The 12,149-nt window shown below is 67.6% G+C and carries 12 protein-coding genes and 1 tRNA gene; 9 read left to right on the top strand and 4 right to left on the bottom strand.

Annotated features, from left to right (window positions below):
- Nucleotides 1-83: 83 nt before the first annotated feature.
- Together EZ216_RS10235 and EZ216_RS10230 are read left to right on the top strand one after the other, a co-directional pair.
- Nucleotides 84-740: an RNA pyrophosphohydrolase gene (locus tag EZ216_RS10235; RefSeq protein WP_135249631.1), complete on the top strand. Its 657-nt coding sequence runs from the start codon at nucleotides 84-86 to the stop codon at nucleotides 738-740.
- Nucleotides 741-804: 64 nt separating this feature from the next.
- A complete protein-coding gene (locus tag EZ216_RS10230) occupies nucleotides 805-1,224 on the top strand; it encodes a CNP1-like family protein (RefSeq protein ID WP_135249630.1) in 420 nt (139 codons plus the stop codon).
- An 18-nt stretch (nucleotides 1,225-1,242) separates the two neighbouring features.
- Here the strand turns inward: EZ216_RS10230 and proB are convergent, their stop codons facing one another.
- The 4 genes from proB to rplU form a co-directional block, all read right to left on the bottom strand.
- A complete protein-coding gene (gene proB / locus EZ216_RS10225; protein ID WP_135249805.1) occupies nucleotides 1,243-2,382 on the bottom strand; it encodes a glutamate 5-kinase in 1,140 nt (379 codons plus the stop codon).
- A gap of 11 nt (nucleotides 2,383-2,393) precedes the next feature.
- Entirely contained in the window at nucleotides 2,394-3,467 is a 1,074-nt protein-coding gene (gene cgtA, locus EZ216_RS10220; RefSeq protein ID WP_135249629.1) for an Obg family GTPase CgtA, read from the bottom strand.
- A gap of 79 nt (nucleotides 3,468-3,546) precedes the next feature.
- A complete protein-coding gene (gene rpmA, locus EZ216_RS10215) occupies nucleotides 3,547-3,804 on the bottom strand; it encodes a 50S ribosomal protein L27 (RefSeq protein WP_135249628.1) in 258 nt (85 codons plus the stop codon).
- 12 nt (nucleotides 3,805-3,816) lie between these two features.
- Nucleotides 3,817-4,128: a 50S ribosomal protein L21 gene (gene rplU / locus EZ216_RS10210; RefSeq protein ID WP_135249627.1), complete on the bottom strand. Its 312-nt coding sequence runs from the start codon at nucleotides 4,126-4,128 to the stop codon at nucleotides 3,817-3,819.
- Nucleotides 4,129-4,333: 205 nt separating this feature from the next.
- Here rplU and EZ216_RS10205 point away from each other — a divergent pair, with 205 nt between their 5' ends.
- From EZ216_RS10205 to coaE, 7 genes are all read left to right on the top strand, one after another.
- Complete coding sequence (locus tag EZ216_RS10205; protein WP_135249804.1) at nucleotides 4,334-5,263, top strand: polyprenyl synthetase family protein; 930 nt, start codon at nucleotides 4,334-4,336, stop codon at nucleotides 5,261-5,263.
- 56 nt (nucleotides 5,264-5,319) lie between these two features.
- Nucleotides 5,320-5,396: transfer RNA gene (locus tag EZ216_RS10200), tRNA-Pro, on the top strand.
- A 257-nt stretch (nucleotides 5,397-5,653) separates the two neighbouring features.
- A complete protein-coding gene (locus tag EZ216_RS10195; RefSeq protein WP_135249626.1) occupies nucleotides 5,654-7,387 on the top strand; it encodes a hypothetical protein in 1,734 nt (577 codons plus the stop codon).
- A 211-nt stretch (nucleotides 7,388-7,598) separates the two neighbouring features.
- Nucleotides 7,599-9,338: a type IV-A pilus assembly ATPase PilB gene (gene pilB / locus EZ216_RS10190; RefSeq protein ID WP_135249625.1), complete on the top strand. Its 1,740-nt coding sequence runs from the start codon at nucleotides 7,599-7,601 to the stop codon at nucleotides 9,336-9,338.
- A gap of 34 nt (nucleotides 9,339-9,372) precedes the next feature.
- Nucleotides 9,373-10,590, top strand: a complete 1,218-nt coding sequence (locus EZ216_RS10185) for a type II secretion system F family protein (protein ID WP_135249624.1) — start codon at nucleotides 9,373-9,375, stop codon at nucleotides 10,588-10,590.
- Nucleotides 10,587-11,543 carry a prepilin peptidase gene (locus tag EZ216_RS10180; RefSeq protein WP_135249803.1) on the top strand — a complete coding sequence of 319 codons (957 nt, stop codon included), beginning with the start codon at nucleotides 10,587-10,589 and terminating at the stop codon, nucleotides 11,541-11,543. Before EZ216_RS10185 ends, EZ216_RS10180 begins: the two co-directional genes overlap by 4 nt.
- Before the next feature lie 8 nt (nucleotides 11,544-11,551).
- Nucleotides 11,552-12,148, top strand: a complete 597-nt coding sequence (gene coaE, locus EZ216_RS10175; RefSeq protein ID WP_135249623.1) for a dephospho-CoA kinase — start codon at nucleotides 11,552-11,554, stop codon at nucleotides 12,146-12,148.
- Nucleotide 12,149 lies beyond the last annotated feature (1 nt).

The raw sequence follows: 12,149 nt of genomic DNA, 5'->3' as shown, positions 1-12,149 counted from the left end.
CGCGGAGCGCGGACTGCTGAGCTCTTGGCGCACGCGCAAGGCGGCGTGCATAATGGTCTCAGTTCAAAATTTGGGGTCTGATTATGCTTGACCGGGACGGCTTCCGGCCCAACGTCGGCATCATCCTGCTCAACCAGAAAAACCAGGTGTTCTGGGGCAAGCGAATCCGCACCCACAGCTGGCAGTTTCCGCAAGGCGGGATCGATCGTGGTGAGACGCCGGAACAGGCGATGTACCGCGAGTTGCACGAAGAAGTCGGGCTCATGCCCGACCACGTGCGCATCCTCGCCCGCACGCGCGACTGGTTGCGCTACGAGGTGCCCGACCGTTACATCCGCCGCGACGCCCGCGGCCACTACAAGGGCCAGAAGCAGATCTGGTACCTGCTGCAGCTGACGGCGCAGGACCACAACCTGAACCTGCGCGCCACCAACCACCCGGAGTTCGACGCCTGGCGCTGGAACGACTACTGGGTGCCGCTGGACGTGGTGGTGGAATTCAAGCGCGGCGTGTACGAGATGGCGCTGACCGAGCTGGCGCGCTTCGTGCCGCGCCACGACCATCGCAACCGCTACCTGCGCAGCGGCATGCGTTCGCGCGACGGCGCGCCCCATCACGACCATGCCCCGGCCGAGCAGCCGGCGGCCGGGTTCGAATTGCCGCCGGGCGCGACGTTCGAGCCCGACCCGCAATCGGCTTTGAAGCCGGCACATCCCCCCGGGAGCGACCGTGCAGCGTAGGCACCTTTTCTGCGCAGCCCTGCTGCTCGCTTGCTCCGTCGCCGCACAGGCGCAATGGGGAGGCATGGGTACGGCCGACCCGGACTGGAAGGAATCGACCGCTCCGCCGCCGCCGGCGCTGCGAACGGAACAGCTCGTGCCGCTGGAGCTGCCTCCGCCGTCCACGCTGCGTTGGGGCGTAGACCCGGCCTCGATCCAGATCGACACCGACGACGTCGTACGCTACGTCGTCGTGGCCCGCAGCGACACGGGCGCGGTCAATGCGTTCTACGAAGGCATCCGCTGCACCGCCTGGCAGGTCAAGCAGTACGCCCGCAGCGGGGGCGACAAATGGGTGGCAGCGCAGGATGCGGACTGGAAACCGCTGGACAGCAGCAGGGCCCGCATCCACAGCCTTGTGATCGCGCGCTCCGGCGCCTGCATCGGCGGCGGGACGCGCACGCCCGAGCAGGTCGCACGCAACCTGCGCGCACAACTGCGCTGAGGCGGCCCCCCGCACGCCTCAGCGCGTGAGGACCAGGTTGGTGCGGTGGATCATCTCCGGCTCGGCCATGTAGCCGAGCAGCTTCTCGATCTCGGACGAAGCCTTGCGGCACAGCAGCCGTGCTTCCGCGCTGGCGTAGTTGGCCAAGCCGCGGGCGATCTCCACCCCGGCCGCATCGCGCACGGCGATGACGTCGCCGCGCGAGAACTCGCCATCGACACCGGTCATGCCGATGGGCAGCAGGCTCTTGCCTTCGCGCGCCAGCTTCACCACCGCGCCTTCGTCGATGGTCACCGCGCCGCGCAGCTGCAGGTGGTCGGCCATCCAGCGCTTGCGCGCCTGGCTCTTCTGCGTGGGCGCGGCCAGCAGCGTGCCGATGACTTCGCCTTGCGCCAGGCGCAGCAGCGCGTCGCGCTCGCGGCCCCAGGCGATGACCGTGGAAGCGCCGGAACGGGCCGCGCGCTTGGCGGCCAGGATCTTGGTGATCATCCCGCCCTTGCCGATGCTGGAGCCGGCGCCACCCGCCATCGCTTCCAGCCCGGCATCGCCGGCCCGGCCGACTTCGACGAACTTCGCCTGCGGGTCCTTGCGCGGGTCGGCGGTGAACAGGCCGCGCTGGTCGGTGAGGATGACCAGCACGTCGGCTTCCACCAGGTTGGCCACCAGCGCGCCCAGCGTGTCGTTGTCGCCGAACTTGATCTCGTCGTTGACGACCGTGTCGTTCTCGTTGATCACGGGCAGCACGCCCAGTGCCAGCAGCGTCAGCAGCGTGGACCGCGCGTTGAGGTAACGCTCGCGGTCGGCCAGGTCGGCGTGCGTCAGCAGCACCTGCGCGGAACCCAGGCCGTTTTCGCGCAGCTTGGTTTCGTACATCTGCGCCAGGCCCATCTGCCCTACTGCGGCTGCGGCCTGCAGCTCGTTCAGCTCGTGCGGGCGCGTGGACCAGCCGAGGCGCTTCATGCCTTCGGCGATGGCGCCGCTGGACACCATGATTACCTCGCGGCCGTCGCGCGCCAGCGCGGCGAGCTGGCGGCACCACTCGCCGATGGCGCCCTCGTCCAGGCCGCGGCCTTCGTTGGTGACCAGGCTGGACCCCACCTTCACCACGATGCGGCGCGCCCCGCGCAGCAGGTCGTGGTGCTCGGGACCGGCGGACATGAGCACTGCGCTCACTGGCCCCCTCCTTCACCGGCGAAGCGGGGATCGACTTCCACCGGCGGCTGCTCGCTTTCCTGGCGCGCGCGCACGTGCTGGTACACGGACTTCACGAGTTCTTCGCAGCCCTCGCGCGTGAGCGCGGAGATGCGAAACACCGGACCCTTGTAGCGCATGCGCTTGATGAAGTCCTTCACGCGCGCTTCCCGCTCCTCGGCGGGAATCATGTCGATCTTGTTCAGCACCAGCCAGCGCGGTTTCTCGTACAGCGCCTGGTCGTATTTCTTCAGCTCCTGCACGATGGCCTTGGCCTGCGCGACGGGATCGACGTTCTCGTCGAACGGCGCCAGGTCGACGAGATGCAGCAGCAGCCGCGTGCGCTGCAGGTGGCGCAGGAACTGATGGCCCAGGCCCGCGCCCTCGGCGGCGCCTTCGATGAGTCCCGGCACGTCGGCGACGACGAAGCTCTGCTCGGGACCGACGCGCACAACGCCCAGATTGGGATGCAGCGTGGTGAAAGGGTAGTCGGCGATCTTCGGCCGCGCGTTCGAAACGGCCGCGATGAGCGTGGACTTGCCGGCGTTGGGCATGCCCAGCAGGCCGACGTCGGCCAGCACCTTGAGTTCCAGCTTCAGGCTCTTCTTCTCGCCCGGCCAGCCGGGCGTCTTCTGCCGCGGCGCCCGGTTGATCGAGCTCTTGAAGCGCATGTTGCCGAAGCCGCCGTCGCCGCCCTTGGCCAGCACGATGGTTTCGCCCGGCGCCAGCAGCTCGTGGAGCACGTCGCCGGTTTCGGCGTCGCTGATGATGGTGCCCACCGGCATCTTCAGCGTGATGTCGCCGCCCGCGGCGCCGAACATGTCCGAGCCCATGCCGTGCTCGCCGCGCTTGGCCTCGTGCCGGCGCGAGAAGCGGTAGTCCACCAGCGTGTTCAGGCTGACGTCGGCCACCGCGTAGACGTGGCCGCCGCGGCCGCCGTCGCCGCCGTTCGGGCCGCCGAACTCCTTGTACTTCTCGTGGCGGAACGACACGCAGCCGTTGCCGCCGTCGCCGGCGGCGATGTCGATGAAGGCTTCGTCGACGAACTTCATGGTGCCTCGGATTCTAGGAAGGTAGAAACAAAAAAGCCCTGCGCGGGGACGCAGGGCCTTCTTGCCGGAAAGCCTGGGCTCAAGCCGGGGTGATGCTCACGGTGTGCCTGTTCAGCGAGCCCTTCACCGCGAAGGACACGTGGCCGTCCACCAGCGCGAACAGCGTGTGGTCCTTGCCCACGCCGACGTTGGTGCCGGGGTGGAAACGGGTGCCGCGCTGGCGCACGATGATGGAGCCGGCGCTGACCAGCTCGCCGCCGAACGCCTTCACGCCCAGCATCTTGGGCTGGGAATCCCGCCCGTTGCGCGTAGAGCCGCCGCCTTTTTTCTGTGCCATTTCAACTGCTCCTTAGCCGGCGATGGCACCGATCTGCAGCTCGGTGTATTGCTGGCGATGCCCTTGGTGCTTGGCGTAGTGCTTGCGGCGGCGCAGCTTGAAGATGCGCACCTTGTCGTGCTTGCCATGGGCCACGACCGTGGCCTTGACGGTGGCGCCGGACACCAGGGGGGTGCCGAGCTTCAGGTTGTCGCCGCTACCGAGGGCGAGCACCTGATCCAGCACGATTTCCTGGCCTACGTCCGCAGCAATCTGTTCTACCTTGATCTTTTCGCCGGAAGCAACGCGATACTGCTTGCCGCCGGTTTTTATGACCGCGTACATGTGAGACCTCTCGAGTGGGAGTACCCCGGGACGGATTTCCCGGAGAGCCCGCGACTATAGCATAGTTTGCGGGCACTAACCAACCAGGCCGGCCGGGCGCCCCTGAGGCCCTGACACGCTTCCTATAATTTCAAGCCCAACTGCCGTACCGCCTTTGACCGCCTCGCCTGCCAGCACTTCGGTGCTCTCCCTGATCGCCGAAGACATGCGCGAGGTCGACGTGGTGATCGCGCGCCGCCTCGATTCCGGCGTACCGCTGGTCGGCGAAGTCTCCCGCTACATCATCTCCGCCGGCGGCAAGCGCCTGCGGCCCGCCCTGCTCCTGCTGGTGAGCGGCGCGCTGGGCTGCCGCGGCGAGCAACGCCACGTGCTGGCGGCGGTGGTGGAATTCATCCACACCGCGACACTGCTGCACGACGACGTGGTCGACGAGTCCACGCTGCGCCGCGGCCGCGCCACCGCCAACGAAAGCTTCGGCAATCCCGCCAGCGTGCTGGTGGGCGACTTCCTCTACTCGCGCGCTTTCCAGATGATGCTGGGCGCCAACGACATGCGCGTGATGGAGATCCTGGCCGACGCCACCAACGTCATCGCCGAGGGCGAGGTGCTGCAGCTGATGAACATGCACGACGCGTCGCTGGACGAAGCGGGCTACCTGCGCGTCATCCGCTCCAAGACCGCCAAGCTGTTCGAAGCCAGCGCGCGCCTGGGCGCGGTGCTGGCCAAGGCACCGCGCGAGATCGAGGAAGCCTGCGCCGGCTACGGGCAGGCCCTGGGCACCGCGTTCCAGGTGATCGACGACGTGCTGGACTACGACGGCGACGCGCACGAGATGGGCAAGAACATCGGCGACGACCTGCGCGAAGGCAAGGCCACGCTGCCTCTCATTGCCGCCATGCAGCGCGGCACCGAGGCGCAGCGCGCGCTGGTGCGGCATGCGATCGAGAACGGCGCGGTCGACGAACTCGACGAAGTGGTGGCCATCGTGCGACAGACCGGCGCGCTGGAAGTCACCCGCACGGCCGCGGCAGCCGAGGCTCGGCGCGCGATCGAATGCGCGAAGCTGCTGCCGAGCAATGAATGGTCCGAGGGTTTGGTACAATTGGCGGCTCAGCTGCTCGAGCGGCGCCACTGAAGTCCCCCGCGGACCGGCGTGGATGCCCGCCAGACTTGTCGTCGTCGAGCGGCCATCGGGGTGTAGCTTAGCCTGGTAGAGCGCTACGTTCGGGACGTAGAGGCCGGAGGTTCGAATCCTCTCACCCCGACCAGGAACTTCCTTGCGGACCAAAGTGTTCAGGCACCGGATCCGTTCAACGGGATCCATCTCGGCACACGCCCGTGCCCCATCACACAAGAGCTGACGGCTGTCGCGCGCCAACTTCGTTGCGCCTCCTGCCGCTCCCACCCCCAAACGGGTGATGGATCAAACGCGCGCTTTTCATGATCCTCGCGCCCCGGCGCACGTGCGTGCCGCCGAACCAAACCTGCCGCGCGCGGCAGGTGCAAGACCAATGCGAGGATCAAGATGAAGTTGAAAGTTCCGGGTTTGACGGCCGCGACCGTCTCGGTTGCGGCGCTGGTGGCCGCCTGCGGTGGCGGTGACGGGAGCAGCAGCGCCGCCGGATCCAGCCTGCAGCTCTCCGGCGTCGCGGCCACGGGCCTGGCAATGGCGGGCGGCGCGGTGGACGTGAAGTGCGCATCCGGCACGGGCACGGCCACCACGAATGATTCCGGCGGCTACACCGTCACGGTGGCGAACGGCGCCCTGCCCTGCATCGTGAAAGTGACCGGCACGGTCAACGGCACGGAAGTCACGCTGCACTCCCTGGCCCAGGGCAGCGGCACGTCCGCCACGGCCAACGTCACGCCGCTGACCGAATTGATCCTGGCCCGCGCCGCCGGCACGCTGCCGTCCGACCTGTTCAACAACTTCGGTTCGGGCGGGGCCGTGACGGGTGCTTCGCTCACGCAGGCCACCACGGACGTCCTGGCCGCGCTGAGCACGGCCGCGGGCGTGGACCTGACCACCATCGACCCGTTCAAGACCGCCCTGGTGCCGGCAACCGCCGCCAATCCCAGCGGCGGCAACACCTACGACAAGCTGCTGGATCGGCTGGGTGCCGTGGTCAACACCGCCGCCCTGCCCCAGGTGACGAGCCAGATCGCCAGCACGGCGGGCGGCGGCAGCGCGCCGGTGACGTTGAACGAGGTGGTGGCCAACGTGTCGAAGGGCACGCTGGCCGGCTGCCCCCAGGCGCTCAGCGGCAAGTACCGGATCGTCGACTACGTGGGCGCGACCGACGTGGTCAACATCGACTTTGGTGCCGGCGTACTGCATGCGCCCGACGGCGACCATGCCATCACCGCCGGCTCCCAGGCTTGCGAATTCGACGTGGCGGGCTCGTTCCCGACCACGGTGATGATCAGCCCGTCCGGCGCGGGCGTCACGCGAGATGCGGAGCGCGCGGGCTTCATCTTCCCGGTGCAGGCGCACACGCTCGCCTCGCTGCAGGGCAAGTGGGACTACCTGGAGAGCGGCATCGAGGAAGCCTCCTTCTCCAACCGGGCGCGGCACTGGGTCGGCGAGATGACCATCGCCGCGGACGGCGGCACCGGCGTCTGCGACTACGACGTGATGGGCGCCAGCTTCGGCAGCTGCATCATCGACACGCACGAATCCACGGCGTTCACGGCCCAGGCCGACGGCAGCTTCCGGCTGCAGTACGGCCAGGTCGGCGGCCAGGTCTACGGCTTCCGGGCACCCAGCGGCGACCTGACGCTGTTCGGCACCAACAACCCGGTAGGCAGCTTCGACGCCGAAGTGTTGAAGACCAACTTCGTGCTCACGCGCCCGCAGGTGGCCAAGCCCTCGCCGGTCGGCACCGTGTCGAAGTTCTGGGACGTCGTCCAGAACGTGCAGATCGACAGCAGCGGCAACGCCGTGCTGGTCAGCGGCAGCCCGGTTCTGAGCGTGGCCGTCCCGGCCCGCAACTCGACCACGGTGACCGCCAGCACCGATGCCGCGATCACCCGCAAGCTGACCAGCGCCGGCACCGACAACGGCCGGGTCGACACGCTGACGCTGAACAGCCCGATCCCCGGCCTGCGGTCGCGCCCCCAGGGCACGGACACCAGCACGGGCACCGCGATTTCCTATAGCGCCGTGATCATCCGGCAGCTTCCGGGCGTCGGCATCTCCGTCGCCCTGGACATGCGCGCCAACGCACAGTTCATGTCCTATACCGTCACCCGGCCCTGAGGATGACGCGATGAAAAGGGCCCCTCTCCGGGGCCTTTTTTCCTTCCTGGGCCCGATTTCCCCAGGCCCGTGACTTCCTGCGCGGACGCGAGGCCCGGCCTTCGCGTGTCATACCACAGCGCAGATTTACACCGGTTGGGCTTTCGGCGATGATCAGCTGGCTCTTCCCTGCCTTCACGCAAGGGGAGTCCCAGACACTTTCGCTTCATCCATGGCCGCCGTAGATCCCGTTTCCGATGCCCCGTCGATGGCGCTGCCCGGCCTTGCCCGCGCGCTGGTGTCCGCCGGCAAGCTGGGACAGAAGTCCGCAGAAGAGATCTACAAGAAGGCCCAGGCCAACAAGAACAGCTTCATCGCCGAGCTGACCGGCTCGGGCGCCGTCTCCGCATCGGACCTGGCGCACACCATGTCCACCGCGTTCGGCGCGCCGCTGCTGGACCTGGAGGCGGTGGACATCCAGCGCCTGCCCAAGGGCCTGCTCGATCCCAAACTGTGCTCGGCCTACCGGGTGCTGGTGCTGTCCAAGCGGAACAACCGCCTGATCGTCGCCACCGCCGACCCGTCCGACCAGACCGCCGCCGACAAGGTCAAGTTCGCCACGCAGATGGGCGTGGACTGGGTCATCGCCGAATGGGACAAGCTGTCCAAGATGGTGGAGGCCAGCTCCGCCAGCGCCAACCAGGCGATGGACAGCATCATCGGCGACGACTTCGAGTTCGACGAGTCGACGATGGACGACTCGGTCATCGACGAGGACCAGGGCGCCGGCGCGACCTCCGACGTCGACGACGCGCCGGTCGTCAAGTTCCTGCACAAGATGCTGCTGGACGCCTTCAGCCAGCGCGCTTCCGACCTGCACTTCGAGCCGTACGAGCACACCTACCGCGTGCGCTTCCGCATCGACGGCGAACTGCGCGAGATCGCCTCGCCGCCGGTGGCCATCAAGGACAAGCTGGCCTCGCGCATCAAGGTCATCTCGCGGATGGACATCTCCGAGAAGCGCGTGCCGCAGGACGGCCGCATGAAGCTGAAGGTGGGCCCCGACCGCGTGATCGACTTCCGCGTCAGCACGCTGCCCACGCTGTTCGGCGAGAAGATCGTGATCCGTATCCTGGACCCCAGCAGCGCCAAACTCGGCATCGACGCGCTGGGCTACGAAGCGGAAGAGAAGGAGCGGCTGCTCAACGCGGTGGGTCGCCCCTACGGCATGGTGCTTGTCACCGGCCCCACGGGCTCGGGCAAGACGGTGTCGCTGTACACCTGCCTGAACATCCTGAACAAGCCTGGCGTGAACATCTCCACCGCCGAGGATCCGTCGGAAATCAACCTGCCGGGCGTGAACCAGGTGAACGTCAACGACAAGGCGGGCCTCACCTTCGCGGCCGCGCTCAAGTCGTTCCTGCGCCAGGATCCTGACGTCATCATGGTCGGCGAAATCCGCGACCTGGAAACGGCCGACATCGCCATCAAGGCCGCGCAGACCGGCCACATGGTGCTGTCCACCCTGCACACGAACGACGCGCCGACCACGCTCACGCGCATGCGCAACATGGGTATCGCGCCGTTCAACATCGCCTCCAGCGTGATCCTGATCACCGCGCAGCGCCTGGCGCGCCGGCTGTGCGCGGCCTGCAAGCAGCCGGCGGACATCCCGCACGAAACGCTGCTGGAAGCGGGCTTCAAGGAAGAGGAAGTCGACGGCAGCTGGACGCCTTACCGGCCGGTGGGCTGCAACATGTGCAACAACGGTTACAAAGGCCGCGTCGGCATCTACCAGGTGATGCCGGTCAGCGATGAGATCCAGCGCATCATCCTGCGCGACGGCAGCTCGATGGAAATCGCCGCCCAGGCCGAGAGCGAAGGCGTGAAGAGCCTGCGCAAATCCGGCCTGCACAAGGTCAAGCTGGGCGTCACCTCGCTGGAAGAGGTGCTCGGCTGCACGAACGAATAAAAGACAGGTCGCAGGACAAGAGGAGTAGCCCTTCATGGCCACGGCAACAGCAAACAAGGTCACCGAGTACGTCTTCGAGTGGGAAGGGCGCGACCGCAACGGCAAGCCGGTGCGCGGCGAGACCCGCGCGGGCGGCGAGCACCAGGTGCTGGCCGCGCTGCGCCGCCAAGGCGTCACCCCGGTCAAGGTCCGCAAGCGCCGCATGCGCGCGGGCGCCAAGATCAAGCCCAAGGACATCGCCATCTTCACGCGCCAGCTGGCGACGATGATGAAGGCCGGCGTGCCGCTGCTGCAGGCATTCGACATCGTCGGCCGCGGCAACTCCAACCCCAGCGTCACCAAGCTGCTCAACGACATCCGCATGGACGTCGAAACCGGCACCTCGCTGTCGGCGGCCTTCCGCAAATTCCCGCTGTACTTCGACAACCTGTACTGCAACCTGGTGGAAGCCGGCGAAGCGGCCGGTATCCTGGAAGCGCTGCTGGACCGCCTGGCGGTCTACATGGAGAAGACCGAGGGCATCAAGTCCAAGATCAAGTCGGCCCTGATGTACCCCATCTCGGTGGTGGTGGTCGCCTTCATCGTGGTGACGGTGATCATGATCTTCGTGATCCCCGCGTTCAAGCAGGTGTTCACGTCCTTCGGCGCCGACCTGCCCGCCCCTACGCTGTTCGTCATGAGCGTCAGCGAGTACTTCGTGAAGTACTGGTACCTGATCTTCGGCACCATCGGCGGCGGCATCTACTTCTTCATGCAGGCGTGGAAACGCAACGAGAAGGTCCAGATGGCCATGGACCGCGTCATGCTCAAGTTGCCCGTGTTCGGCGACCTGGTCTACAAGTCGGTCATCGCGCGGTGGACCCGCACGCTCGCCACCATGTTCGCGGCCGGCGTGCCGCTGGTGGAAGCGCTGGACTCCGTGGGCGGCGCCTCGGGCAACTCCGTGTACTCGGCCGCCACCGAGAAGATCCAGCAGGAAGTCTCCACCGGCACCAGCCTCACGGCGGCCATGACCAACGCGAACGTGTTCCCGACCATGGTGCTGCAGATGTGCGCCATCGGCGAGGAGTCGGGTTCCATCGACCACATGCTGGGCAAGGCGGCCGACTTCTACGAAGCCGAAGTCGACGACATGGTGGCCGGCCTGTCCAGCCTGATGGAGCCGATCATCATCGTGTTCCTGGGCGGCCTGATCGGCGGCATCGTGGTCTCGATGTACCTGCCCATCTTCAAGCTCGGCGCGGTCGTCTGATGCTGCCGCAGGCGCTGGCCGCCGCGGTCGCGGGCGTGCTGGGGCTGCTGGTCGGCAGCTTCCTCAACGTCGTCATCCACCGAGTGCCGGCCATGCTGCACCGCGGCTGGCTGGCCGAGTCGCTGGACAACCTGCAGCCGGTGCCGCCGGCCTATGGCCGCGGCTTGTGGCAATGGGTCTTCGGCGACAAGGCTGAGCTGCCGAAGGACCTCGAGGCGTCTTGCGCTTCCGCACTGAAGAAGGTCGAGGCGCTCGCCCCGCTGGGCATCGCCACGCCGCGATCGCGCTGCCCTCACTGCGGCGCGGCCATCCGCTGGTACCAGAACATCCCGGTGCTGAGCTATCTCGCGCTGCGCGGCCGCTGCGCCAACTGCAAGGCCGCCATCAGCCCGCGCTACCCCATCGTCGAACTCGTCACCGCAGGCCTGTTCGCGCTGTGCGGCCACCGCTTCGGCCTGAGCCTGCAAGCCGCGTTCTGGGCGTTCTTCTGCGCGATACTGGTTTGCCAGTTCCTCATCGACCTGGACACGCAGTTGTTGCCCGACGACCTGAATTACCTCCTTCTCTGGGGCGGGCTGGCAGGCGCAGCGCTGAAGGTCACGGGCGTCCCGCTGACGTCGGCGGTCTGGGGCGCCATCTTTGGCTACCTGAGCCTCTGGCTGGTCTACCACGGCTATCGCCTCGCCACCGGCAAGCACGGCATGGGCCATGGCGACTTCAAGTTGCTGGCCGCCTTGGGCGCCTGGCTCGGCGCCACCTACCTGCTGCCCGTCATCCTGCTGTCCGCGGTGGTCGGTGCCGTGCTCGGAGCGACGATGCTCATCGTCGGCCGCCTGGCTGACCGGAACATCCCGATCGCCTTCGGCCCCTTCCTCGCGGGCGCCGGGCTGGTCGCTTTCCTGCTGGGGCCGCTGCGGTTCCAGGAAGCCTTCTCGTTCGCCTTTCCGTTCTAGGAACCGCCGTGCGCATCGGCCTCACCGGCGGCATCGGCAGCGGCAAGAGCACGGTGCTGGCGATGCTCGCCCAGCGGGGCGCGGCGGTCATCGACGCCGATGCCATCTCGCGCGCCACCACGGCCGCCGGCGGCGCGGCCATCGCGGCCATCGCGCAGAAGTTCGGCCCCGCGTTCATCACGCCGGAAGGCGCGCTCGACCGCGAACGCATGCGCGCGCACGCCTACGCTCAGCCCGCCGCGCGCCGCGAGCTGGAAGCCATCGTCCACCCGCTGGTCGGGCAGGAAAGCGCGCGCCAGGTGCAGGCCGCGCTCGACGCGGGCGCGCGTTGCATCGTCTTCGACATTCCGCTGCTGGTCGAGTCCGGCCGCTGGCGCCAGCAGGTGGACCGCGTGATGGTGGTCGACTGCACGCCGGCGACGCAGGTGGCGCGCGTGATGGCGCGCAGCGGCCTCACGGCGGCCGAAGTGGAAGCCATCATCGCCGCGCAGGCGCAACGGCCGCTGCGCCTGGCGGCCGCCGACCTCGTCGTCTTCAACGACACCCTGACGATCGAGCAGCTGAGCCGCGAAGTGCGGGAGGCGGCGCGGACCTTCGGGCTATGAT

It is taken from the genome of Ramlibacter humi, assembly GCF_004681975.1.
GTDB lineage: Bacteria > Pseudomonadota > Gammaproteobacteria > Burkholderiales > Burkholderiaceae_C > Ramlibacter > Ramlibacter humi.
This window is presented reverse-complemented; position numbering and strand designations above follow the sequence as displayed.

What these genes read in the sequence shown, in the direction of transcription:
- EZ216_RS10235 (WP_135249631.1), top strand. Translation starts at nt 84, where the DNA reads ATGCTTGACCGGGACGGCTTCCGGCCCAACGTCGGCATCATCCTGCTC.
- EZ216_RS10230 (WP_135249630.1), top strand. Translation starts at nt 805, where the DNA reads ATGGGTACGGCCGACCCGGACTGGAAGGAATCGACCGCTCCGCCGCCG.
- proB (WP_135249805.1), bottom strand. Translation starts at nt 2,382, where the DNA reads ATGTCCGCCGGTCCCGAGCACCACGACCTGCTGCGCGGGGCGCGCCGC.
- cgtA (WP_135249629.1), bottom strand. Translation starts at nt 3,467, where the DNA reads ATGAAGTTCGTCGACGAAGCCTTCATCGACATCGCCGCCGGCGACGGC.
- rpmA (WP_135249628.1), bottom strand. Translation starts at nt 3,804, where the DNA reads ATGGCACAGAAAAAAGGCGGCGGCTCTACGCGCAACGGGCGGGATTCC.
- rplU (WP_135249627.1), bottom strand. Translation starts at nt 4,128, where the DNA reads ATGTACGCGGTCATAAAAACCGGCGGCAAGCAGTATCGCGTTGCTTCC.
- EZ216_RS10205 (WP_135249804.1), top strand. Translation starts at nt 4,334, where the DNA reads ATGCGCGAGGTCGACGTGGTGATCGCGCGCCGCCTCGATTCCGGCGTA.
- EZ216_RS10195 (WP_135249626.1), top strand. Translation starts at nt 5,654, where the DNA reads ATGAAGTTGAAAGTTCCGGGTTTGACGGCCGCGACCGTCTCGGTTGCG.
- pilB (WP_135249625.1), top strand. Translation starts at nt 7,599, where the DNA reads ATGGCCGCCGTAGATCCCGTTTCCGATGCCCCGTCGATGGCGCTGCCC.
- EZ216_RS10185 (WP_135249624.1), top strand. Translation starts at nt 9,373, where the DNA reads ATGGCCACGGCAACAGCAAACAAGGTCACCGAGTACGTCTTCGAGTGG.